The sequence below is a fragment of the Treponema socranskii subsp. socranskii VPI DR56BR1116 = ATCC 35536 genome (genome assembly GCF_000468115.1).
Taxonomy (GTDB): domain Bacteria; phylum Spirochaetota; class Spirochaetia; order Treponematales; family Treponemataceae; genus Treponema_D; species Treponema_D socranskii.
This window is the reverse complement of the sequence record NZ_AVQI01000067.1, coordinates 34704-56787: the sequence shown is the minus strand read 5'-3', so window position 1 is coordinate 56787 and position 22084 is coordinate 34704. Positions and strand designations below refer to the sequence as shown.

The following is a 22084-nucleotide window of genomic DNA, read 5'->3' as shown; positions in this document are numbered from 1 at the left end:
AGCAGACCTATTATCCATTTTGAAAATTAATAAGGAGACAACCGAATGGGAAGGAAACCGTTAGAAAAAGATTATGATGCGACTGTTATGGACGGGGCATTGGTTTTGCACAAAGAAGAGGAACTGACAATACAGAAAGCCGATGAGTTATATCTTGCAGGACAAGAATATGATGAATTGCGACTTATTAAAGAGACGCAATCATTGTTAAAACTCGCAAAAGACTCTGTCGTAGGAGCCGGTGAAAAATTGATTCTTCTAAAAGCTCACGGAGGACATGGGAATTTCGGTTTCATTTGCCAGAAGGTCGGTATAGAACAACGAACAGCCAATCGCTATATGAAATTGGCGCGGATATTCGGCAAATTCGACAAATTGTCGAATTTGCCTGCATCAAAATTGAATGCACTGGAACTTCTTTCGTCAGATCAGTTGGAGAAAATCGACAACGGAGATGAAATTTCAGGAATAACGCTTGAGGGCATTGCCGCTATGACAGAATCAGAAGTCAGAGAGGAAGTAAAACGCATACAAGCAGAAATGACGGCACAACAAGAAGATCATCAAAAAAAGGTTGAAGCACTTGAAAAAGTCGTACGCCAAAAAGAAGGCAAAATCTCTGACATGGAGATGGAGCTTGCCGGCAGGCAACCGCCGACTAAGGAAGACATCGCGCAGGCAAAACTCGATGAAAAGCGAAAGCCGCTGTTTACGGCGATTATGAGCGGCATCGAAGACTTGTCGGTCGCGATCGATCGGGTGGAAGACATCTGCAGGACAGACGACGTACAGCTCGATCAGCTGACGCGCCTTGCGCGTTCGTTCGACAGTGAAATGAGTTTACTCAAAGAAAAGCTGGACACGCTTGACGAAGCGTTAAACGCTGCCTGTCCTATAAAGGAGGACGTGCCGTGTACGAGCAATACGCCGAACAAATGAGACGTGCGGAGAGCGCGAAAGAGCGGAAGGCGATCATAGATGAGATGTGCCGGATATTTGCGTTTTCCGCCGCGAAAGCCTATAAGGTACTTAAAGAGAGCGGCTGGGAGTCGGGTCGGAAAAAGCGGCGCGATGCGGGTAAGAGTTCGGTCGCCGAAGATACGATTAAAACCGTCGCGGCTCTTACAAAACACAGCCTCAGAAAAAACGGCAAACAGGTCATGCCGGTAACGGTTGCGCGCTCGGTACTGCTGCAAAACGGCTGGAACGTGCCGGTAAAAAACAGCCGCCTGCGGGAACTGCTTCGGGGGCAGCAGCTTCAGACAGCGGAGCTGAAAAAGGCACGTCCGCATCAAAACCTGCGCTCGCTTTATCCGAACCACGTACACATGGCAGATCCGTCGGTCAGTCTTTTGTACTATTCGCCGTCCGGGAAGCAGAAAATCGTACGAGACGATGAGGAATATAAAAACAAGTCTTTTTTGGAAGGAAAAGAAAAATGTTTGCGCTATGTCCTCATCGACCATTATTCGGCATCTATCTGTGTGCGCTATTATGCGGCGCACGGAGAGACGGCATCGAATATGTACGATTTTCTGCTGTATGCATGGGGGCAGAAAAAGCTGCCGACATACACTTTCCACGGACTTCCCGAACTTTTGTATTGGGATAAGGGATCGGGCAACATCAATAAGGCGACCAGCACCGCGCTTGAAGCGCTGCGGGTAAAGACTGAGACGCACGAGGCAGGTAATCCGCGTTCAAAGGGTGCGGTCGAAATTGCGAACAACATTGTTGAAACGCATTTCGAATGCCTCTTGAAGCTCGAAGCAGTGCACAGCATTGACGAGCTGAACGAAGCGGTCGAACGATGGTGCGCAGCATTCAACGCGAACCTGATCAGCGGATACGACAGCCGCCTCACGCGGTACGGAAAAGCGATCGGAAGCCGGCACGAGCTGTGGGAGCGGATACGGACAGAACAGCTTCGGGAGCTGCCGGATCGGGACGTATGCCGATTGATATTTACCAACGGTATACAGAGCCGCACTGTCGGCGGAAACCTTACGATCAGCGTGTATCATCCGAAGGCAAAAGAATCGCTGTGTTACAGTGTGCACACGATACCGGGCATAACGAGCGGAAGCATCGTAAACGCACAGCCGATCTTAGTCGACGACGAAGCGTTGTGTTTAGTGTTGTTCGATCATAACGGCAGTATCGAACGCGCGGAACTTGCTCCGGTCGCCGTCGACGACGCGGGCTTTATGGCAGGCGCCGCCGTGATCGGACAGGAATACAAGCAAAAGCGGAACACGGATCGCGAGGTAAAGAACAAAGAGCTTGAAGCGCTTGCGGGCGACGGAAAAGAAGCGGCGTTTGCACCGATTACCGAAGGCAAGGGCTTTAAGACGCACAGTCTTATTAAACCTGAAAATCCGTTTATCCGGCAGGCAACCGGAACGCAAATCAGCGTAAGCACCGTCGAAGTGCACGACATCCTGATAAGCGGCGTCGAAGCGGCAAAGCGGATAAAAGCTCGGCTCGGTTATGTGCCGGACGGCTTTCTCACACGCATGCAAGCGGAGTTTAACAATGCGGTACCGTCGAGTCTCATAGACGATTTGGCGGCAGAGTATACAGAGCGTGCGCAGGAGCGCATCGGATAACAAGGAGCAAAGTATGTTGTCGTTACAGGCGAGGAAAAAATTTAAAATCGTTGCAGACCCGTTTACGGGTGATGTAACAAAAGCGGAAGACGTATACATGACAAGCGATACCCGTTTTATCGCGGAGTATCTGTATCAGACGGCGCGTGTCGGCGGGATGGTCGCTCTTATCGGTGAATCGGGCAGCGGCAAGACGACGATCCGCCGTTACGCGATCGATCGTATGCAAACGGAAGGGCAAAAGGTACGCGTGATCATCCCGCGCATCATCGATAAGTCGAAACTGACCGCATCGAGCATTTGCGATGCGATCATACAGGATTGCTCGGAAGAGCATCCGAAACGGACGCTTGAAGCAAAGGCGCGGCAGATCGAGCGCATTCTGACGAACTCAAGCCGTGCCGGTTGGAGTCACGTACTGATGATTGAAGAGGCGCACGATTTGCATGTGCAGACGCTGAAATATTTAAAACGCTTTTGGGAACTCGAAGACGGGTTTAAAAAGCTCTTGGCGATTGTCCTTATCGGACAGCCCGAAATGAAAGGCAAGCTCGACGAGGCGAAAAACTGGGAAGCGCGCGAAGTTATCCGCCGTATGGAAATGTTGGAACTCGAACCGCTTAAAAGCGGCAAAGAGATAGCAGCCTATCTTGATACAAAGTTTGCGCGGCTCGATCGGGACAGAAAAACGATCATCACCGACGACGGATGCGACGCGCTCGCGATGAAGCTCAGGCGGCAGACGCGAAACGAACAGCAGGTGTACAGCATCGCCTACCCTCTGCTCGTAAACAACTGGACGAGAAAGGCGATAAACCTTGCGGCGGAACTGGGGAGCGCCGTCGTCAATGCCGATGTGGTGAACTCGTTGTAGGCGGCGGGTATGACAGTCGGAGAATTTGCAGATTTGGTGGAACGGATGCGGGAAGCGCAAAAAAATTATTTCGGGTGTCCCGCACCGTCGAACCTGCATAAAAGCAAAGAGCTTGAAAAGCAGGTAGATAACGTACTTTCGGAGCGTCGGCAGAAAATGGCGGATGCGCTGCAGACAAAATTATTTTAGGGGGATACAGATGGGCGGTAAAAGGATTTCAATCACAATAACGGACGAACAACAAAAGGCGCTGGAAGAGATGGCTCAGACGGAAGGACTGGGACGAAGCGCGGCACTGGTACGAAGCATAACACTTAAAGCGCTCCGCTCTGCAAATCGAAGCGGCAATGTCGCGGAAATCGTTATGTCTTTGGAAAACAGCGATGAAGTTACGGAGTATGTAAGGCTGAAGCGGTTCGGTACGGTGGCATCTTTTGCGACGTACGCGATGGAAAACTTTATGCAGCGAAATCCGCTTACAGCGGCGCAAAAGGCACTTGTCGGGAAAAATATCAAAGTCGATGAAGTGGGCGCACCGTGAGGCTTCCGCTGTAGCGCGGATAGCGATTTCAATGTCGCTGTCCGTCGGAGTTTTCGCACAAATAAACTGAAAATTCATAAGGCGTAAGGAGCATACAAAATGGCTGGAAAAAAGATAGACAGACGGAAAAAACTCATACAGCTTATCCACGTCGCAAAGAGCAAACTGCAGATGAGCGACGGCGATTATCGCGCACTGCTTAGCGGTGTCGGCGGAAAGACGAGCAGCGCGGAGCTTACCGTCGCGGAGTTGGAGCGGGTTTTCAAAGCGTTCAAATCGCTCGGCTTTGCGGTAAAAAGACTGCCGGTAACGGATCTCGATCGCGGGCTTGCAAGCGATGCACAGCTCGCGTACATCAAGGGGATGTGGGAGTTGGTCAGCAGAGAAAAAACGGAGCGGTCGCTGAACCGTTTTGTAAGGCGGATCACCGGCGCCGTGCATTTGCGTTTTTTGAACGTGTACTCGGCGCAAAAGGTAACGCTCGCATTGCGGGCGATGATGATAGGTGCCGGCTACGATCCGGACGGTATAGCGGTTACGGAGGCAAGATGAATTTATTGCAGGACATGGTAAGAGATGTTGTCGATCGAGGGGTGGACTACGACGATGCTCTTTGTGCCCTGCGGCATTTTGCCCGCTACTACGGCGGGCAGCACATCTATATACCGGTACATGCCGACACCGATCTCGCAGAGCAAATCAGGGGGATCCTTACGGATGCCGTCGGAGGAGCGGTCGCGGATCGGATATTGGATGTTATCGCAACTCTGTACGGCGGGGTGCAGCATTATATACCACTCGAAACGCGGGCATTTAAAAAGCAGATTGCGCTCGAAGTACATAGCGCATACGACGGCACGCAGGAATGTATGAGGGATTTATGTCGCAAATATAACTGCTCGCTTACGCAGATTTACCGGCTGTGGCATGCGGGCGAAGCACAGGCGAAAAAAGCGAAGGCTGCCGCATCGCAGCGCGCGTTCGATTTTTAGCGGCGGTTTTATTAACGGTCGTTATAACAGGTCGGAAACAAAAAACTACTAGACTGTTGGGTATGGATACCGACAGTCTTTTTTTATGCCTCAACTTCGAAGGCGGAAAAATACCGGACAAAATACAACTGTTGCCTGCAGGCGAGTATGTTGCAGGTCGCGACGGTCGGCGCTGGACAAAGCGCAGCGCAGATGCCATTGCGCAAAAATCGAACGAGTATTTGCCGCAACACATTATCGATGAAAATCACGCGACCGACTTGAAGGCGCCGCGCGGTGAAAGCGCGCCCGCAATGGGTTGGTTTACGAACGTACGTGCGGAAGAAGACGGCTCGATTTGGGCTGATGCCGTATGGACGTCTCGCGGAAAAGCTGCGCTTGAAAATCAGGAGTATCGCTATATCTCTCCCGTGTTTGAATGCGACGCATCGGGGGAGATCATTAAAATAATGCGCGCCGCGCTCACCAACAGTCCCAACCTCGAACTGCAAAACCTCAACAGTACACAAACCGCGCCGGCGGATAATCCGGCAAAGGAGATCATAATGAAAAAGGAAATTTGCGCGGCATTGGGATTACCCGAAACCGCGACCGACAACGAAGTCCTTGCCGCGATCACCGCTCTTAAAACGCAGGCCAACAGCGCACAGACGGTCGATCTTGCCGCTTATGCGCCGCGGGCGGATCTGGCGCAGATGGAAGCGCGAGCGGTTCAAGCGGAAAAGACGCTTGCCGAAATGAACGCCGCACAGCTTAAGGCAAAGGCGATTGCCGCTGTTGAAAAAGCTGTCGCCGATCGAAAGATCGCCCCTGCAAGCAAGGACGCATACCTTGCGATGTGTGCGACAGAAGAAGGGCTTTCAAACTTTGCAAAGATCATGGAAAGCTCTCCTGCACTCATTCCGGGTGGTGCTTCGGGAGCTTCCGGCACGCCGCCTGCTGCCGAAACGCAGGCAGAACTCAACGCGGAAGAAGAATCCTTCTGCAAGGCGATGGGCTACACGAAAGAAGAGTGGCTCAAAATCAAAGGGGGTAAATAACTATGATAATCAAAGACAGCACCTTACAGGCTTTGCGCACGATGGTGCGCGCGGAATTCAGACAGGCGTTCGACGCGGCGGTAGCCCGCGAAGACTACAAAGAGCTCGTTACGATCATAACGAGCAACACAAAATCAAACTCGTATGCATGGCTCGGCTCTTTCCCGCAGATGCGCGAATGGATCGGCGACCGTGTCGTGAACAGCATGAAAGAGTTTGCATACACGATCGAAAACAAAAAATACGAAGCGACACTCGGCATTGAACGTACCGACATCGAAGACGACAATCTTGGTCAGTACCGCGTTCTTGCCCAGTCGCAGGGACAGGAGACAGTGTCCTTTTTCTGGCGGCAGATCGCAAAGCTCATGGCAGGCGGCTTTACCGCTCTCTGCTACGACGGGCAAAACTTTTTCGACACCGACCATCCGGTCTACGAAAAAACGGACGGTACCGGCACAAACACGCCCGCATCGAACGTACTCGGAGCCGGAAGCGGGAAACCGTGGTTTTTGCTTGCCCTCGATCGTCCCTTGAAGCCCTTCATTATGCAGGAGCGCTTTGCGCCTGAGTTCGATGAAATTAAAGACACACAAAACAATACGGTCTTTATGAAAGACCAGTATCTCTACGGCATCCGCTACCGCGGAAATTGGGGGTACGGACTGTGGCAGCAGGCGGTTGCCTCAAAAGAAGCGCTGACGCCTGAAAACTTCGGCAAGGCTTTCGGCATGATGGAAGCGTTTAAGCGCGACGGCGGCGATTCGTTGGGCTTGAAGGCGACGCACCTCGTTGTCGATGCGTCAAACCGTGCTGCGGCCGAAGCGATTTTGCTGAAACAGAATTTGGCCGGCGGCGAATCGAACGTCGACTATAACCGCGTCAAGCTCGTCGTTTGTCAGTGGCTGTAATCGGAGGCGGAAATGGAAAAGAAAACTGAACAGTTACAGGCCGCCGCCGAAAAAGCGGCACAGGCGCTGCAGGCTGCGAGCGAAAAGCTGGAAGCAGCGCAAAAAGAGCTTGCGGAAAAACCCGAAGACGAAAAACTGAAAAAACAGGTTGAAGGTCTTACGAAGGGCGTGGCGGCAGCAAAACAAAAGCTCGACGCCGCGCAAACCGCTTTGAAAGAAGCGGAAAAGGCGAATGACGGCGAAGACACAGGCGGAGAGAAAATCCGCCTGAAAGTCCGGAATAAAACCGGACGGCCGACATATTACCGCGCAGGCTTGTGCTTCGCTCAAGTCGACGCGGAATACGAAGTTATGAAAGACATTGCAGACATTCTGCTTGTCGATCCGTGGCTTGTCGCACAGGAAGTAAAATGAAAACGCTTTTAACGGCTTCGGAGCTGGAACAGCGGGCGGCGCCTCATTCGCTGCCGATTGCCGACGACGGCAATCTCGATGTCGCTCGCGTGGAGCTTGCGCTCACCGACGCGACGGGGATCATCGTCGCACAGCTTCCGTGGCTGTTAAAAGACAACGACATCATCGATCCCGTGCCGGCGCAGTTTGCGGCCGCATTACAAGGTATCTGTGCTGACATCGCTGTACACCGTTTAACGGACACAGTAACGTCGAGCGAAGATCAGAGGGCATGGTATAGCGACAGCATAAAGCTCTTAGAAAAGATAGACCGTGAGTTTAAAGGCGGATTATCCGGTCCGGATTTACAGGAAGCGTCAGTCGTTGTCGCAGGGGGCGCCGATGATGCGGACGATCCGCGCTATTGGAAAAAAGGCAAGGTGCTGTAATGGGAGTCTCTTGTGTTTCGGTAAATGTAAAAGAGATTGAAACTCTTGCTAAAAAGCTCAAGGGCTATGCTTTAACGCCGGCACAAGAGAACAGTCTCTTAAAAAGTCTCGGCGTTGAAATCGAAACGCAAATATCGGAGCGTATCGAAAGCACGAAGCGAGACCCCGAAGGTAAAACATGGGCGGAGCTTGCCGAAAAAACACGGCAGTATTTGTTAAAGCATTTTCCAAGTGCACGACCTCCGCTTTGGCGTACGGGCGAACTGCTTGACACGATCGAATCGCAGGTATCCGGCGCTGTACTGCTGACCGGCGCGACGAAAGAGTACGCCGACTATTTACAGGAAGGAACAAAACGAGGAATGCCTGCTCGTCCTTTTATCGGGCTGTCCACACAGGACATATCAGAGCTCGCAAACTTAATCGATGTGTGGCTTAAGGAGCACATTGCAGTATGAAAGCGACATATTTGGATATACGGAACAGTGTGGTTGAGCAGATACAGGCGGCGTTTGCAAACGATAAGCGGGTAAAGGTCGCCGCACATCCGGGTAATTTTGACGAGGGTGAAATCCGCCGCTTGATGCAGACAACACCTGCGATTTTAACGTCGCTTGTCGGGATAAACGACGAGGATGTCGCGGATGAATGCTACATCGATTTTGTGAGCTGGGTGCTACACCGGGCGGACAATAAAGACCGCCTGTATGACGGTGCTTTGTCCCTCGTTTCGGCGCTGGTCGGCGTTATAAAAAAAATTGACAATCCCGTGTCTTACGGCGGCGGAACAAAGATAAACGCGCAGTGCCTGTATACGGGGTCACTCGATAAGATCAACGCGACGCTCTGGGCGGTACGGTGGTGTCTTATGGCTCGGGCAGTGTATGACGGCGGCATCACATTGCCCGATGATTTGGATTGGTTTAAGGGATACGACGGCAATTTGGTTGTAGAAAAACAAACTGCCGATGACATAGTCAATTTGGAGTAAAGATAAACTATTTTTTATGGGGGAAATTATGGCGATAGCATTTACGCAAATTCCGGCAGGCCTTTTGGTTCCGGGACAGTATCAAGAGATCGATAACAGTTTAGCGGGCGAAACGGGCGATATTAAAACCGCCCTCATCGTCGGCGTAAAGACAAAGACCGGCAAGGCGCAGGCAGGAGTACCCGTGAATATCGTAAGCGCCTCGCAAGCAGCAGATGCCTGCGGCTACGGAAGCCCTGTTTCGATTATGGCCGCATCTTTTTTGTCGATCAACAAAACCGAAAAGCTGTACGTTTTGCCGATCGACGAGCCGGCCGCGGGAACGGCATGGAAAAGGGAATATACGGTGGAAGCCGCGAATGCGGGAGCCGGAAGCGTTATGCTTACCGTCAACGGCCGCGGCGTGTGGGCAGCTGTTAGTGCAGGGCTTACAGCCGATAAGATTGCCGCCGCAATCGTCGCCGCGTGTAACGGGCTGGAAAACAACCCGATCGAAGCGACTGCCGACGGTGCGGGAAAAATCACCTTTTCTTCTATTTATAAAGGAGCCGCAGGGAACAAAAACACGCTTGAGGTAAAAAGCCTTGCCGCAGGCGTTACCGTAAAGGCAGGAACGAAAACCGACGGAACGGGAGTTGCAGACCTTTCAAAGCTCCCTGAAATGCTCGGTGCAAAGCGGTGGAATTACATCGTCTTTGACTTTGACGATGAAGCGAGTATCAAACTCTTGGCGGAAGAGCTTGAAAGCCGATACTCTGCAACGCGGCAAATAGGCGGACGCGCGTTCGTCGCTCTTTCCGGAGATGTCGGAAGCGCGAGCGAAGCAGGATCGATCCTTGCTCAGGCGGTAAAAATCAACTCTCCTCATATCTGCCTTATCCCGCGCGGGGAAGCCGTATCACTTCCGTGTGAGTGGGCGTCCCGCTTTGCGGCTTCTGCCTGCAGAGTGCTTGCGGATGATCCGAGTGCGAACACGTACGATACGAAGATCACGGGCTTGGGTGCCGACAGCGAATACGATTTTGCCACGCGGCAAAAACTGCTTGAAGCAGGCGTTGCAACGTGGCGGCTCGATCCGACAGGGAACGTGCTTATCGAGCGGCTCGTCACGAGCTACACAGAAAACACGGACGGCGGGCGCGATACGAGTTACCTCGATATTCAGGTCGTCGAAACCGTCGATGCGGTGCGCACCTATATCAACGCCGAAGCGAAAAAACGTTTTAAGGCGTGGAAACTCGCGAGCACCGACGAAAACTTCGGCGCGGGTGCGAAGGTGATGACGCCGGGAATCTGGCGGAGTTTTTTGGCCGACCTGTACCAAACGGTTTTTATCGGGCAGAAAAACTGGTGTCAGGACTTTGAAAGCTATAAAGCGTCAATCCTTGTCGAAGTGAAAGCCGGAAGCAAAACACGGCTCGAATATCGGCATCAGCCGGTTTTAATCGGTCAGTTCCTCATCGGCGCAGGACTCAATCAATTCAAATAAAAGGAGAATACTTATGCAACTGTTAAAAGTATCACGGGTTATATCGACAAGTTTGGGAGAGCTGCCCTTAAAGGAAGGAGGCGCGACGTTTAAGCCGTCGAGCTTCAAACGGGAAACACAGGTCGGCGAAGTACATGAAAACACAGGTTATGTCGAAACGCCGACAGCGGCGGAGCTTGTGCTGACGCTGAACGCTGCGATCGACCCGCAGGAATTTGCGAACGTGTCAAACGATACACTCACTATTTTTTTGTCCGGCGGCAGTCAGCACATGATGCCCGCTGCATGGGTAACAGAGGCGGTAGAGCTTTCTAAGGGCGAGCTTAAAGTGACGTACAACTCGGCAAAGAGCCAGAAGCTCGTGTAAGGAGAGGTTGTGAAAACGATTTATTTGAAGCATCCGGTTACGCTCGGAGAAAGAACCGTTTCGGAACTGACGCTTTCTCAGCCGAAGGTAAAGCACTTTATGCGCACCGACGGACATGCGGCTGGTGATGTAGCATCGGACATTGCTCTTTTGTCGGGACTCACCGGAGAGCCCGAATCGCTTTTGCAGGAGATCGACCCGCGCGACTGGGCGACTATCCGGTACGATCTGCAAAAGATTTACGCGGTCTTTTTCGGACTGAAAGCGGACTACGAAGATCCGAGCAACGAGGCAAACACGGGAGAAGACCCTACCAAGGCGGCGGACTGACCGCTGCCGAAGTAAACGATTTTTTATTTGAAACGGTAACCGAGCTTATGAGCCTTTTACCGTCCTTGCCGTATACCATTATTTTGAGTTTTTCGTGGAAAGAACTCAAGAAATGGCATGCGGCAGCGGTAAAAAACTATAAGACTGTCAACGGAATAAAATAATGGCTGACATAAAAACAGGCGTACTGCTTTCCTTAAGAGACAAATTTTCTCAAGAGATAAAAGGTGCCGGCGCCGCTACGCAAAAATTTGCGTCTACAGCAATGTCTGCCGTCAATAAAGTCGATAGCGTTTTTTCGGGAATGACAGCCAAGCTCGGCGCGCTCGGTGTGTCGCTCTCTCTCGGCGCCGCGTCGAACCAGATCATCGATATGGATGCCCGTCTTACCCGCATGGGTATGACAGCCGACGCATCGGCGGAACAGGTTAATAAATTAAAGCAGAAAATCTTTGAAGCCGCACAAGACCCGAATATTAAAATTGACCCGTCAAAGGTTATAGATGCGCTCGACGTCGTTATGACGAAAACCGGTAACCTCGAATATGTCGAAGACAATATTAAAAATATCGCCATTGCTTTACAAGCGACAGGAGAAACGGGCGAAAGTATCGGAGATGTTTTTTCAGAGTTTCAAAAGTTCGGCTACAGCGCATCCTCTATCAGCCAGCTTATGGACGATATGGTAAAGCAGGGCGATCAGGGCGAGTACACGTTCGGCAAATTCGCGAAGACCGCAAAGGCCGTTTTATCCGCATACTCGCCCATCGGAAACTCCGTCGAAGATACGAAAAAACTCGGCGCGGTGATGCAGATCCTTATCTCCGGAACAAAGAATGAAGAGGCCGCAGTTACCTCTCTCGATGCCATAATGTCGGAGCTTGCCGATCCTCAAAAACAGGAAAAACTGGGGCTTATCGGCGTGGCCGTTCGCGACAGTGCCGGCAAGTTTCGCGACCTTGCGGACATTATGCAGGATACACTTGCCGTTGCGGAAAAAGAAGGCAATGCGGACTTTCTGGGTGAAATATTCGGGATGTCTTCGATGAAAGCCGTGCGCGCTTTTCAGCAGTACGGGAAAAACTATAAAAAGCTGACGGATGATTTAGGAGACACAACCGGCGCGCTTGAAGCGAAATCGAACAGGATGGCCGGTACAATGAAAGCGAACCTGCAGAATCTGCAGACGACTTTTTTGAAATTTGCCGATACGAATTTGGCAAAGCCGTTGGAGCGGCTCAATGATTTGCTTTCGTATCTGTCTGAAAATCCGGAGCGGATGGAAAAAGTATTTAATACGATTAAATACGGACTCGGTGCGATCGTCGCCGTGAAAGGACTTGCAACTCTGTCGGGATTTATCGGTACGATTTCAAACGGTATTAAAAGTTTAACCGGCGGCAAGATGCAGACTGCTCTCGGCCTCGGACAAGGGGCTGCGAGCGGAATGCCCGTCTATGTTACCAATATGGGGCAAAGCGGACTCGGTGCGGCAACCGGTATGCCGCAGAGCGCAGGCACGGGCGCGGGTGTAACACAGACACTCGGCTCAATTATGAACGCAAATGCACGGAATTTCCGCGCGGGGGCAATACAGGCGGGTGTGCTGCAGACAGTCACGACCGGAGCGGTAAAGACGCTTGCGGCGATCGACGAAGTGCGCAGTATCAATGCGAATGAAAATTTAAGCGAAAAGCAAAAGGCACGCGGGAAAGGCGGCGCAATAGGAGATGCAATCGGAACGACCGTCGGTACGGGACTCGGTGTCGCCGCCGGTGCATTCGCGGCAGGTAAGATCGGAGCGATGATCGGGACGGCAATCGCTCCGGGAATCGGAACCGCCATCGGCGGAGTGATCGGCATGGCAGGAGGAGCTGCGGTCGGATGGCTCGGCGGAAAGCTCGGGCGAAAAGCAGGAGAAGCGATCGGCGGCGCTTTCAGTCGTGATAAAGTTGTACCGCAGACGGAAGCCATAAAGGAAGAGCTTACGTCGATGGAACGGCTGCCGCAAACACAGCAAACGGCAAAGCTCGAAGGAACTGCCGTCATGGATGTAAACGTCAATGTTACCGGTGACAAGCCGACGGTAAGTGCTGCAATACGATCCAATTCGACGCCGTTTATCTATAACACCGGTCGCATCGTAGAAGCGAGAGGAGCGTATTAAACATGAACAACTGGGACGCCGACTTACCCGCTCCTGCAAGTGAAAACTGGCGAATGGCATACGGAGCGACACGAGGAGAAAATGAAAAACGTCTTGCGTATCGTGCAAGCGACACTCCGGCGCAGACAAGCTATCAAGCACCGAAAAAAGCTCCGGTACCGTTTATTTATGAAAGCATGAAGCTTTCGGCCGGATTGAGTGTCGACACGGAAGAGTATCCTTTTTTCGGGCTGTGGTCTTCGACTCCGCTCAATGAAAAACCGCACGGTATCACCGTGTCCGGATTTTTACGCGGCGACAACTATATTAAAAATCGGAACGCGCTCGTTGAGGCGCTGCGGGTTCCGGCGACGGACGACGATCCCGGATATCTCAGTCTCCCGCTTTGGGGACGCTTTCCCGTCATCGTTGTCGACTGGGATATCGAGGAGTCGGCAAAAGAAGCCGGACAATGCAAAATACAGCTGACCTTTACCCGTGCGGGATGCCCTGTTGAAAAACGCTGGGAGCTTACAGGAGAGCTTACCAAAACCATCCCCGAAGCGGCGGAAGCGGTAAAAACTGCGGTAACGGATACGTATGAAAAACGGCTTCGAGGCAATACTGCAGACCAAGTGCTTGTAAACTCGTTTAACCTTATACGGCAAAGACTTTTTACGACCGTCGGCCGCATACAAGGCAGTTTTAGAAAATTAAACGAAATGACCAATGCGGCTTCCCGCCTCAGTAACCTTTTGGCACAAGGGATACGTTCTCCGAAAACACTCGCCGAAGCATTGTTCGCTTCAGCAGGAAAGATCGTTACGGGGATTTCGGAGATCAAAAATGCTTCAGATGAAACGGCTGCTTTTTTCCGTATAAAAAACAATGAAAAAAACGCGCTCTTTTATTTTTTTACAGAATACAAATACAGCCTGCCTATCGAAGCAGTAACTGTTAAACAGGTTATGACAAAAAGGGAAACGGAAAACTTGTACAGGGCTGCAGCGTTATACAGCGCGGCGCAGATTTTGCCGGATGTTATAACACAGTCATACGATAAGACGGCAAATCTTTTTGCGTTATATGAACGGCTTGAGCAAAGCGTGGACGGAAGCGATCCCGCCGTCTATGAAGCAGTAAACGATTTACGCATCGCCGTATCGAAAGAACTTGCCGCTCGACAGTTGAGCCAAGAGCTTTCAATCACACTTAACAGCGCTATGCCGATGTTGGCATTGACGCATTATCTCGGAGCCGCTGAGACGGTATTGCGGGCACTGAATACCATTGAAGACAGCTTTGTGCTTAAAGGAGCGGTACGCTATGTCTAAAATCGTCGTCAATGCGGCTCCTGCAGGTACGCGCAACTTTAAGCCGCTTGTTTGGAACAGAATCCAAATCACAAAATCGCTCGATGAGATTTGCCACAGCCTTACACTTGAACTGCCGGTAAGCCAGCGCACGAACATCGCGGTACATGATACTGTCGAAGTGCGTTTTTATAACAAATACATAACGCATAACAACGGAAACCTCAGAGTGACGACGGTGCTTATCGACGAGATCACCGATACGACCGACAACGGTCGAAAATACATCACGGTTTTGGGACGCTCTCCTGCCCGGGACATTATTGACTCTGCATGGACAGGCAAGGCCGGAGGCAGCGATTTGTTAACGGTTGCAAAATCGATTGCAGGGCATTTTGATATTATTGTAGACCATTTACCTCGCGGACAAAATAACACTGAAACGGTATCGAGTTTTGAATGGGACTGCGAGTCTCCGTGGACGAAATTGTTAAACGCTGCGGACAATCAAGGCTATGTATTCACGTCAAATGAAGCGGGCAATCTGTACCTTACGAAATCCGGCCGCGATGCGGAGCAGTGGCATTTTATCTTAGCCGAAGGAACAAACATCAAATCGGTTGAAACAACCGAAGCGGGAGCCGAACAATTCCATGAGTACGTCGTCGTTTCAAGCGGCGTGCAAGGTACTGCGATCGATAATCTTTGCAAAAACAAACGGGTTTTAACGCTCAATCTTTCGGACTTTAACCTTGATCAGGAAAAAGCAAAGCGTCGCGCATCGATCGAATTATACCGCCGCCGAAAGCGGACGATAAAAGTAACCGTTTCAGGCTGGGGCTTGACCGACGAGCAGATCAAAAGTTTCAGCAGTACAGAAGAAAAAGAGCTTTTTTTCAATCCGAATTTCCTAATCCCTGTTTACATACCGTCGGCCGGTATTGACGGTAAAATGATGATCAGTGAAGTCGAATATCGCGCAGAACCGACCGCTTTTGACTGCACGGTGAGCTTGGTAAATCCTGAAGTATACATGGGAAAAGAAGGGGCTGCGATTGCCGCGAAAAAGACGGGAAAGATGTCCCGGCTTGAGCAGATTGCCGCGAAACACAATATAACTCCCATACAGGTGAAAAAATGAATTTGAGCGAGCTGTATGCAAAGATACGAAACGTCTTCAACTTCGGCATTTTAAAAACTCGCGACGATAAAACCGTAACGGTTGAAACGGAGTTTTGCCGCACGATCGAAACGGAAGAATTGTTCCAGTACGGTTTTTTTGCAAAAGCAAAAGAAGGAAAAGCTGTCGTTTTAAGTCAAGGCGGAAACGCAGGTTCGTATGTTTTGCTTCCGATATGTTCCGTTGACGGTGCGCCGGAACTCAAAGACGGGGATGCGGCTTTATGGAGCAAAGACGGCGGCTTTGTAATCGTCCGCTCCGATAAAACCGTAGAACTCAACGGTACGGACTTCGGCGGTCTTATCAAGATCGAGGAATTAAAAAAGGAGCTTGCAAAGATGACCGCCCGCATAGACGGCATCATCAATGCGGTTAAAACGGCGGCAGTCTCTCCGCAAGACGGAGGAGCGACTTTTAAATCGAGCATGATTGCCTCTCTTGAAACGCTCGTAAATAAAGAAAATTTCTCGCAGATAGAAAACAAGAAGGTACAGCATGGGCAAGGCTGAACCGGTAAAACTTGAAAACTGGACGGATATTAAAGAGCTTGTCGCGATGAGCATCGGAACCGATAAAGGGCGCTGGTGGGCAGACTCCTCGTTCGGCTCGGAGCTGTGGGTGCTTCGACAGGAAGGAAAAGTTGACGGAACGACAGCGGGTAAGGTTCGTACGGCGATTTTGGAGAGCCTTGCGTGGCTCAAACAGGACGGACTTGTAAAAGATATACAGTGTACAGCCGAGCGTCGCGGAAAAAACGAAATCGATTATACATTGACGGTTACGAAAGCCGCCGGTGAAACGGTATTTATAAAGGATGTATGGTATGGCGTTAGTTAGGGAATCGCTTGCGGTTTTGCTTGACCGTATGTACGCGGCCTATATGAGCCGATTTAAACCTCTTGATCAAACCGCGCGGCATAATCTTATTCGCGTTCTCTCGGAAGTACAGGCGGGTATGTATCACCAGCTTTTGGGTGATCTGTCGTTTTTGGCCGACCAGCTGTTTCCGGATACGGCGACAGGCGACTATCTTCGGATGCACTGGTCGGATAGAGTTCCGCCGTTGTATGCGGTATCAGCGGTCGGGCAAGCCGAAGTTAAAGGAGTTCCGGGAACGGCCGTTCCGGCGGGGCTTGTGTACACATCGGCATCGGGTAAGCGGTATTTTACCGATAAAGCAACAAAAATAGACAGCACCGGTAAAGCGGAAATATGGCTACAGGCAGAAGAGGCGGGGGCTGCATCAAATCTCGCTTCAGGGCAAAAGCTGAAGCTGTCGTCGGCAATTCCAACGGGGCTTTCGAGTGAAGCGATTACGCTCGGAAGCGGTATAGTCGGCGGAGTTGACGAAGAAACAGATGAGGAATATCTTTCCCGCGTGTTGCTCGCGCTTCGCAACACGACGCGCTACGGTAAGATCGGAGACTTTGCGGCGTGGGCGGTCGACTCGTCTGCAGATGTATCGAAAGCGTTCGAGTTTAAGAACTTCGGCATATTCGGTGCATTATTGATACAGGTTGTTTCCGGCGATCATTTCAACGGCATTACACAGGTCGGCAACTTGTCAGTAGTTACGTCATACATCGATTCAGTCGCACCGCCCGTTTTGTACACCGTGCGCACACCGACTTTGCGCCCGATCGACATGACGATAACGTTACTGGCAGCCGAAAGCAGCAGCGAAAATCAGAGCACGGCAGAGCAACGTATTAAGACCTATCTCAACGCTTCGGCGCGTCCGGGAGTACGCTATACGGAAGGCAGTTTTCGCGACGCTATCGTAGACGGTATCAAAATCAGCTGGGCAAAAGTGGAACTGACAAACGGTTCGCACGGCGAATTTACGACAACCATACTGGAATATCCGGTATGGGGGACGGTGCGCTTTGCCGTCAAATAAACTCGTGCATAGCACAACTGAATATAAAAAAGCAATCAGAAAGCTCTTCCCGTACGGCATCTACTGGGATGTTCAATTTGACGACCCGGAAAGCGATGTTTCAAAATGGGTGGAAAAACAAGCGGAAGAGTTGCATCGATTTAAAAACCGCTTTCCGTTTTTGATCCAAGAAGCGACGCCGAAAACGGCAAATACCATGATAGACGATTGGGAACGGGTGTTACTGGGTGCAATATATACGGATTTGCCGCTCGATTTACGGCGGAAGTTGCTTTTAACAAAGCGGCGCGGACATATCAATCTTTCCGTGTTGGAGGAAGTTGCAGGTCTTTATGCGGCAAAAATAAAACGCGTATATTACCCCTACCGTTCCGCTTTTTTCGGACACACTCGTATCGGCATAAACCGTATGTGTACGCCGGCATCTTTTTCCGTTTTATTTATAAAGGCAGAAATTGAAAACCCCGCTTCGAAAGCGGAGTTCGAACGAACGATACGGGAAACGCTTTTAGCGAATATGATTATTTATTTTTTTTACGACTAGGAGATCAGTATGGCAGGTATGTATCCGAAGAATGAAGAAATAACGATTTTCGGTGAAAAAGTACAGTGGCCGGGAGTCGATGCATCCGGTAAATTTACAAACGGAAGTTTTGACGATCCGCTTGTTAAACCGAGTTTTATTCCGGCGGAAACGATCAATCTCATACTCGACAATCTTTCAGGATTGATCACAAAACTGGGCGGTACGCCGAACAATATATCGGGAGCACAGCTTGCAGAATTGTTTGTCTCTGCGACTGCAGCAAACAAGGGTATTATGCGCGATGCTGCCGGCCGGGCGCAAGTTGCAGCACCGGCGACGGAAGCCGATATCGCGCGGAAGAAAGAAATCGACGACATCATCAACGGCGTCGTTGCACTTAAAAAGCTCACAGTCGAAGGCGATATCATACAAAAAGGCGCAAACAAAATCACTCATACGGAAGATGTGTACACAAAAAAAGATATGATACACCTGCGCGAAGGAGCGGTTGCTGCATTAGCGAGCAATGCGCTTGCCGGTTTGATTGCCGAACGTTACGACGGTACAAAGAACGGCGTTCTTGCTTTTGATAAAACCGGCACGGCGCGCGTCGGAGACGAGGGAGACGCGCAGCCGCTTGCGACACGGGCGGAAAGCTCAGAAATGAGCGACGGTGCCTTTGTGCGATGGAATGGCGGAAAGCAGAGGTTGGAGACGCAGGGCGGAACGCACATAACCGTCACCGACTCTTACGATACGGGGACGATCGAGTACGACAAAACCATTGTTGTGAAAGCTGCATCTCCGGTAATTTTGACGCTGGGTAACGGCACATACGCAGGCATTGAAGTAAAGATTATTAACTCAACGCAGAAAGACCATGCCATACGCGGGACAACTGCGCGCGACGGAGATTCAACCTTGCAGGCGGGACAGATACAGACAATCATTTGGAACGGGAATAAATGGGAAGGGTTATCGTGTCCGCGCATCGGAGAGGTGTATGTACAATATCCGCAGCAAACCAGCCCGACCGATTTGTTTGTGTGTACAAAATGGAAGTTGCAAGAGCAGTATGCCGGTGCGTTCTTCCGCGCGACAGGGGGCAACGCGGCGGCCTTTATAGAAAAAACGGGCAATTTAATTGCACAAAAACAAAGTACAGCAGTAAATAACCTAGTAGCTTCGTTTTCCGGCTCTGCCGTTACTACAGGCGAAATGAGTAAAAACAGCAGAGGTTATGCTTACGTGAGACCCCCTACAAACAAAGGTAAAATGGGAGCTGTTGCTCCTCTTTCGTGGGATAACGAACAAATCTATGCAGAAAACGAAGATGGTACAAACGGTGCAAGGCCTTACAAGCTAAATATCGATGTCTCGCATACACATTCTGTAACCGCAAAAGGCTCTGTGTCGTTAACGGGAGATACTGAAACGAGACCGGGTAATTATACTATAAATCTCTGGCTACGCACTGCTTAGGCTGTGCGTAACCAAATACGGAAAGTGTAATTGTCAGGACGAGCTTCATTGCCGCCATTGTTTGATGTTGTAAAAGCATGGGTGTGTTGAACATCGATGACAAAGCCATAAGAATTCCACTGTCTTGTTTCTTGGCTTCCACACCCTTTCTGTGGATAAGTGCCCTTTATATTACCCCCGTAGCTATTGTCGTTATAGTCTTTGAGTCCTTTTGACGACCAATACCCATTACTATTATCGGACATATGTCCAGTAGTTCCGTTATGACTGTGATTTTTGTTTTGACTTTCTTGTTTAGCTAAATTGCCCGTTTAAATTTTAGCTGTCGTAAATCCGTATACCATAATTGCCGGAGGTATATGTAATGGTTTACGGATATATTCGTGTAAGTACGGACGGGCAAACAACGGAAAATCAGAAAATAATAATTAAAAATTACTGTAAATTCCGCAGGCTACATCATATTCGATGGATTTCAGAAACGGTCAGCGGGATTAAAAATCCTGAAAAGCGAAAATTAGGTCAACTTTTGAAGGATGTTAACCCCGGCGACATCGTAATAATCACAGAAATTTCACGGCTGGGCAGATCGTTGATGATGATTATGAATGTATTACAGACATTTATGGATAGAGGCGTACAAGTGCGCGCAATCAAAGAAGGCTACGAGCTTGGAGACAACATACAAAGCAAGGTGCTTGCCTTTGCCTTCGGCCTTTCGGCAGAAATAGAACGCCAGCTTATAAGCGATAGGACAAAAGCCGGTTTAATACGTGCCGTAAAGGCAGGTATTAAACTCGGGCGTCCGAAAGGGAAGAAATCAAGCCATTATAAACTAACAGGTAAAGGCGGACAAATACGCCGTGCACGTCTCGCGGGTAAGAGTAAATCAGAAATTGCACGAAAATTAGGTGTTACTTGGATAACATTACACAGATATATGGTAAAGCGAAAGATAAAATAGCATTAACAATTTTTAGAAATATATGCAGTATTAACAGCGGCTAACACATACAAGCGTATGGTACGGAATATGATAGTAACAGGCAGAAACCCGCGAGCGGCAACCCGCGGATAAGTGTTTGCCCACTTACAGGATAACCTGCTCCCGCCCGACCTGTACAGGTATGTATATGATCGGCGGTTTTAGTCCTTCGGTTTATGTCAATCTATTTTAAGGGTTGTTGTATGAAAACTCCTCTTTCATATTATGGAGGCAAGCAACAGCTTGCTGGCAAAATTGTATCGCTTATTCCGGAGCACAAGGTGTACTGCGAGCCGTTTATCGGCGGAGCGGCGATATTTTTCAGAAAGGTACCGTCTGAAGTTGAAATCATCAACGATATAAACTCTGAGATTATCAATTTTTATGAGGTATTACAGCGTGATTTTTCAGCTTTACAGGCAGAGGTCGCAATCAGTTTGCACAGCCGAAAGCTGCACAGGCATGCGCAAGTCGTGTATGAAAATCCGGAGATGTTTGATCGTATCAAGCGTGCATGGGCGGTATGGATGCTGGGCAACTGTTCATTCGGTAATAATTTTATCGCAGGTTTCGGTTATGACCGAGCGGGGGCTGCAACTCGTAAACTGGCACACAAGCGCAGCGAATTTACCGAAGCGATTGCGATACGGTTGCAGAACGTACAAATAGAATGCTGTGATGCGCTGAGGGTTATTCGTTCGAGGGATACAAAAGACACTTTCTTTTACCTCGATCCGCCGTACGTCGGTTCTTTTCAAGGACATTACGACGGCTACGATCAAGATGATTTCGACAAGCTTTTGGCATTGCTTGCAGTGATTAAGGGAAGGTTTCTTCTGAGTTCGTTTCGTAATGAAGGGCTTTCAACAATGGCGAAACGATATGGCTGGTATCAAGTTGAATTAAAAATGGCAAAGCCTATGACTTCGCAGCTGGGTAAAACAGTACAAAAAATCGAGGTTTTGACGGCTAATTATCCGATAAAATTGGATTAATATACGCCCGGGGAATATATTTTATGCAATTTAGTTACATACTGTGCGATTGTTTGCAGATTTATATTCTCCGGTTTTTTGCGTTTTTTTCTCTGGCTGTTTCATCATGTCGCTTTTTACCGCAGGTGCTTTCGGCATGGTCATAGCGAACGAAGCGAACATCGCCGGCGCCGAAGGCGGCTGTCAGGCGGAATGCGGAAGCGCCGCCGCGATCGCTGCCGCAGCCCTTGTCGAGTTGCAGCGCGGCACACCTTCACAATGCGCCGACGCGTGCGGCATTGCCATTTCCAATCAGCTCGGTCTCGTGTGCGATCCGGTAGCCGGTCTTGTCGAAATTCCGTGTATCAAGCGCAATGCGGCAGCTCTTATGATCGCTTTTTCAGCCGCCGATATGGCCCTCGCCGGCATCTCATCGGAAATCCCCGCGGACGAATGCATTTTTGCGATGCGCCAAGTCGGAGAAGCCCTGCCGTCCTCTCTGCGCGAGACATCGCTCGGGGGACTTGCGGCGACTCCCACCGCGCAAAAATTAAAAGAGAAAGTATTCGGAAAAAATTGACTGTGCGCTTCT

The 22084-nt window shown here is 50.2% G+C and carries 26 protein-coding genes and 1 pseudogene; all 27 read left to right on the top strand.

Translation table 11 applies throughout. The annotated features are described in order from the left end of the window. The first annotated feature begins 45 nt into the window (after positions 1 to 45). Positions 46 to 939, top strand: coding sequence for a hypothetical protein (locus HMPREF0860_RS08915; protein ID WP_021329144.1), 894 nt, complete (start codon positions 46 to 48; stop codon positions 937 to 939). Beyond that, positions 936 to 2609: a DDE-type integrase/transposase/recombinase gene (locus HMPREF0860_RS08910; protein WP_021329189.1), complete on the top strand. Its 1674-nt coding sequence runs from the start codon at positions 936 to 938 to the stop codon at positions 2607 to 2609. Before HMPREF0860_RS08915 ends, HMPREF0860_RS08910 begins: the two co-directional genes overlap by 4 nt. 13 nt (positions 2610 to 2622) lie before the next feature. Then, positions 2623 to 3483 carry an ExeA family protein gene (locus HMPREF0860_RS08905; protein WP_021329114.1) on the top strand — a complete coding sequence of 287 codons (861 nt, stop codon included), beginning with the start codon at positions 2623 to 2625 and terminating at the stop codon, positions 3481 to 3483. A gap of 9 nt (positions 3484 to 3492) precedes the next feature. Next, on the top strand, positions 3493 to 3672 hold the full coding sequence (locus HMPREF0860_RS08900; RefSeq protein ID WP_021329156.1) for a hypothetical protein: 180 nt from the start codon (positions 3493 to 3495) through the stop codon (positions 3670 to 3672). 10 nt (positions 3673 to 3682) lie between these two features. Continuing rightward, a complete protein-coding gene (locus tag HMPREF0860_RS08895; protein ID WP_021329171.1) occupies positions 3683 to 4024 on the top strand; it encodes a CopG family transcriptional regulator in 342 nt (113 codons plus the stop codon). A 99-nt stretch (positions 4025 to 4123) separates the two neighbouring features. Then, positions 4124 to 4576, top strand: coding sequence for a regulatory protein GemA (locus tag HMPREF0860_RS08890; RefSeq protein ID WP_021329139.1), 453 nt, complete (start codon positions 4124 to 4126; stop codon positions 4574 to 4576). Further along, complete coding sequence (locus HMPREF0860_RS08885; RefSeq protein ID WP_021329106.1) at positions 4573 to 5016, top strand: Mor transcription activator family protein; 444 nt, start codon at positions 4573 to 4575, stop codon at positions 5014 to 5016. Before HMPREF0860_RS08890 ends, HMPREF0860_RS08885 begins: the two co-directional genes overlap by 4 nt. Before the next feature lie 62 nt (positions 5017 to 5078). Next, on the top strand, positions 5079 to 6056 hold the full coding sequence (locus tag HMPREF0860_RS08880) for a phage protease (RefSeq protein WP_021329124.1): 978 nt from the start codon (positions 5079 to 5081) through the stop codon (positions 6054 to 6056). Positions 6057 to 6058: 2 nt separating this feature from the next. Continuing rightward, positions 6059 to 6967 (top strand): Mu-like prophage major head subunit gpT family protein, encoded by a 909-nt coding sequence (locus tag HMPREF0860_RS08875; RefSeq protein ID WP_021329125.1) that lies wholly within the window; start codon positions 6059 to 6061, stop codon positions 6965 to 6967. Positions 6968 to 6979: 12 nt separating this feature from the next. Then, the gene (locus HMPREF0860_RS08870; RefSeq protein ID WP_021329191.1) at positions 6980 to 7381 is read left to right on the top strand and encodes a hypothetical protein; all 402 of its coding nucleotides are present in this window, start codon (positions 6980 to 6982) and stop codon (positions 7379 to 7381) included. Further along, positions 7378 to 7809 (top strand): phage protein Gp36 family protein, encoded by a 432-nt coding sequence (locus HMPREF0860_RS08865; protein WP_021329131.1) that lies wholly within the window; start codon positions 7378 to 7380, stop codon positions 7807 to 7809. Before HMPREF0860_RS08870 ends, HMPREF0860_RS08865 begins: the two co-directional genes overlap by 4 nt. Then, the gene (locus HMPREF0860_RS08860; RefSeq protein WP_021329126.1) at positions 7809 to 8267 is read left to right on the top strand and encodes a phage virion morphogenesis family protein; all 459 of its coding nucleotides are present in this window, start codon (positions 7809 to 7811) and stop codon (positions 8265 to 8267) included. Before HMPREF0860_RS08865 ends, HMPREF0860_RS08860 begins: the two co-directional genes overlap by 1 nt. After that, positions 8264 to 8800: a hypothetical protein gene (locus tag HMPREF0860_RS08855; protein ID WP_021329104.1), complete on the top strand. Its 537-nt coding sequence runs from the start codon at positions 8264 to 8266 to the stop codon at positions 8798 to 8800. The genes HMPREF0860_RS08860 and HMPREF0860_RS08855 overlap by 4 nt, the downstream gene beginning before the upstream one ends. Before the next feature lie 28 nt (positions 8801 to 8828). Then, positions 8829 to 10289 carry a phage tail sheath subtilisin-like domain-containing protein gene (locus tag HMPREF0860_RS08850; RefSeq protein WP_021329200.1) on the top strand — a complete coding sequence of 487 codons (1461 nt, stop codon included), beginning with the start codon at positions 8829 to 8831 and terminating at the stop codon, positions 10287 to 10289. A gap of 13 nt (positions 10290 to 10302) precedes the next feature. Continuing rightward, on the top strand, positions 10303 to 10656 hold the full coding sequence (locus tag HMPREF0860_RS08845; RefSeq protein ID WP_038080194.1) for a phage tail tube protein: 354 nt from the start codon (positions 10303 to 10305) through the stop codon (positions 10654 to 10656). 9 nt (positions 10657 to 10665) lie between these two features. Continuing rightward, positions 10666 to 10986, top strand: a complete 321-nt coding sequence (locus tag HMPREF0860_RS08840) for a phage tail assembly protein (protein WP_021329100.1) — start codon at positions 10666 to 10668, stop codon at positions 10984 to 10986. Between the two features lie 163 nt (positions 10987 to 11149). Next, entirely contained in the window at positions 11150 to 13153 is a 2004-nt protein-coding gene (locus HMPREF0860_RS08835) for a phage tail tape measure protein (protein WP_021329185.1), read from the top strand. A 2-nt stretch (positions 13154 to 13155) separates the two neighbouring features. Continuing rightward, positions 13156 to 14466: a DNA circularization N-terminal domain-containing protein gene (locus HMPREF0860_RS08830; protein WP_021329206.1), complete on the top strand. Its 1311-nt coding sequence runs from the start codon at positions 13156 to 13158 to the stop codon at positions 14464 to 14466. Beyond that, entirely contained in the window at positions 14459 to 15586 is a 1128-nt protein-coding gene (locus HMPREF0860_RS08825) for a hypothetical protein (RefSeq protein WP_021329109.1), read from the top strand. Before HMPREF0860_RS08830 ends, HMPREF0860_RS08825 begins: the two co-directional genes overlap by 8 nt. Beyond that, complete coding sequence (locus tag HMPREF0860_RS08820) at positions 15583 to 16134, top strand: hypothetical protein (RefSeq protein ID WP_021329149.1); 552 nt, start codon at positions 15583 to 15585, stop codon at positions 16132 to 16134. The genes HMPREF0860_RS08825 and HMPREF0860_RS08820 overlap by 4 nt, the downstream gene beginning before the upstream one ends. Next, complete coding sequence (locus HMPREF0860_RS08815; protein WP_021329210.1) at positions 16121 to 16462, top strand: phage GP46 family protein; 342 nt, start codon at positions 16121 to 16123, stop codon at positions 16460 to 16462. The genes HMPREF0860_RS08820 and HMPREF0860_RS08815 overlap by 14 nt, the downstream gene beginning before the upstream one ends. Next, positions 16449 to 17525: a baseplate J/gp47 family protein gene (locus HMPREF0860_RS08810; protein ID WP_021329176.1), complete on the top strand. Its 1077-nt coding sequence runs from the start codon at positions 16449 to 16451 to the stop codon at positions 17523 to 17525. The genes HMPREF0860_RS08815 and HMPREF0860_RS08810 overlap by 14 nt, the downstream gene beginning before the upstream one ends. A gap of 4 nt (positions 17526 to 17529) precedes the next feature. Continuing rightward, a complete protein-coding gene (locus HMPREF0860_RS08805) occupies positions 17530 to 18069 on the top strand; it encodes a hypothetical protein (RefSeq protein WP_162147008.1) in 540 nt (179 codons plus the stop codon). Between the two features lie 9 nt (positions 18070 to 18078). Then, entirely contained in the window at positions 18079 to 19533 is a 1455-nt protein-coding gene (locus HMPREF0860_RS14015) for a hypothetical protein (protein WP_021329208.1), read from the top strand. Between the two features lie 364 nt (positions 19534 to 19897). Beyond that, complete coding sequence (locus HMPREF0860_RS08795) at positions 19898 to 20497, top strand: recombinase family protein (protein ID WP_021329113.1); 600 nt, start codon at positions 19898 to 19900, stop codon at positions 20495 to 20497. A 224-nt stretch (positions 20498 to 20721) separates the two neighbouring features. After that, positions 20722 to 21513, top strand: coding sequence for a DNA adenine methylase (locus HMPREF0860_RS08790; protein ID WP_038080219.1), 792 nt, complete (start codon positions 20722 to 20724; stop codon positions 21511 to 21513). Between the two features lie 103 nt (positions 21514 to 21616). Beyond that, a pseudogene (locus tag HMPREF0860_RS08785) lies at positions 21617 to 22072 on the top strand (L-serine ammonia-lyase, iron-sulfur-dependent, subunit alpha); the annotation flags it as partial. Between the last annotated feature and the right edge of the window lie 12 nt (positions 22073 to 22084).